Here is a 1,887-nt window from a genome sequence, read left to right as displayed (position 1 = left end):
GTCCGCGCGGCCGGGGGCATGGGCGCAGTCTGCCGCACGCGGCGGCCGCGCGGGCGGACCGTGGCGCGTCGGCTCAGGCGGTGGCGCGCAGGACGAACACCGCGACGTCGTCGCGAAGCCTGCCGGCGGCGCGTCGCCGCGCGATGTCCTCCACGGCGGAAGCCGCCGCGTCCGCCGAGGACACGCGTCCCCCGAGGTCGCAGACGAGCATCGCGCCCAGCGCGTCGGCCTCGAGCGGCGCGGTGCGGTCCGCCTCGGTGACGCCGTCGGTCGCGAGCACGAGCGCGTCGCCCGGGTCGAGGCCGACCGTGATCTCCGGCCACGTCGGAGCCTCGAACACGCCGAGCAGGGGGCCGTGCTCCTCCACCGGCACGGCGTAGCCACCTGCGCGCAGGACGATCGGGGCCGGGTGGCCGGCGCAGGCCAGCCGGACACGCAGCCCGCCTTCGGGACGCGGGTCGACGTACGCGAGCACGGCGGTGAGGAAACGGTCCGGCGTGCCCTCGGCCAGCAACTGCTGGTTCAGCAGGGCCAGGTCCTCGCTGGGCCCGCCCGAGCGTGCCTGACTCGCCGCCCGCAGCGTGTAGCGCGCCATCGCGGTGAGGGTCGCGGCCTCCGCGCCCTTCCCACACACGTCTCCGACCGCCACCACCCAGCCGCCGCCGGCGGCCGGGAAGAGATCGTAGAAGTCGCCGCCGACATCCGTTCGCTCGTCGGCCGGCAGGTAGCGCGCCGCGACGTCGACGCCGGGAACCGTCGGGAGGTCGGGCGGCAGCAGGCTCGCCTGCAGCGTGTCGGCGACCATCTCGCGCTCCGCGTACAGGAGCGCGTTGTCGATCCAGAGGGCGAGTCGCTGGGCGATGTCGGCGATGTAACGGGCATCGGTCGCCGACGAAGGGTGCGCCGTGGAGGTCCAGCCGAGGACGACGGACCCCACGCGATGGCCGCGGGCCACGAGGGGGACGGTGCGCGAGATCGGACAGCCGTCCGGGGAGTCGGGGGCGCTCGGCAGGCTGGCCTGGCCGCGTCGCCGTGGGACGCGCCCGTCGCGTTCGGTGATGTCGATGGCGACGGCGTCCGCAAGCTCCTCGCGCAGGAGCGCCACGACCTCGGCGAGCGTGTCCTCGAGTTGCAGCGACCGCTCCAGGACGCCCCCCAGCCGCGCCAGGAAGGAGCTGCGGGAGTGAGCTGCCTCGAGCGCCTGGCGGCTGCGCTGCTCGGCCGCGAGCAGCCGCTCGCGCTCGACCTCGCCGGTGCGACGCTCGTGGATGTCGACGGTGCCGCCGACGAAGCCGCGGAACGTCACGTTGTCGTCGAACATCGGTCGTCCCCGGGCGAGCACCCATCGGTACGAGCCGTCGGCGCTCCGCATCCGGTACTCCAGCTCGAACTCCGCTCGCCGGGAGAGCGCCGTGGTGCGCACGCCGAGGCAGTGCTCGAGATCGTCGGGGTGGACGATCTCCGTCCAGCCGTCGCCGAGCTCCTCGGCGATGTCGCGACCGGTGAACTCGAGCATGGACTCGTTGACGAACGTGTAGTCGCCGTCGGTTCCGCAGACCCAGAGGAGCACGGGCGCGACGTTCGCCAGCCGCTGGAAGCGCCGCTCGGCGGCGGCTGCCGCGTTGCGCGCCGCGCGCTCCTCGTCGATGAGGCGGGCGACGCCGGCGAGACGGTGGGGCGTCCCCGACTCGTCGCAGAAGACACGACCGACGCCGTACATCCAGTGGATGCTGCCGTCGGGCCAGACGGTCCTGAACTCCGTCTCGTAGGACCCGCGCTCGGCGATCGCGGTCCGGATGAGCCCGTCGAGTCGCGCGCGATCCTCGAAGTAGATGGTCTCGAGGTACTCGCTGTAGCTCAGCGGCGCGCGCTCGCCGCCGTGGGCCT

General features: G+C 74.0%; 1 protein-coding gene. It reads right to left on the bottom strand.

The window, feature by feature from the left end; all coding sequences use genetic code 11:
* Positions 1-73: 73 nt before the first annotated feature.
* Positions 74-1,887, bottom strand: a 1,814-nt coding sequence (locus ABYE80_RS20400) for a SpoIIE family protein phosphatase (protein ID WP_372792223.1), incomplete at its 5' end; no start/stop codon positions are given.

Origin of the sequence: Paraconexibacter sp. (genome assembly GCF_041602235.1) — a bacterium.
Classification (GTDB): domain Bacteria; phylum Actinomycetota; class Thermoleophilia; order Solirubrobacterales; family Solirubrobacteraceae; genus Paraconexibacter.
The sequence above is the reverse complement of the archived record's forward strand: the minus strand, read 5'-3'. Positions and strand labels throughout refer to the sequence as shown.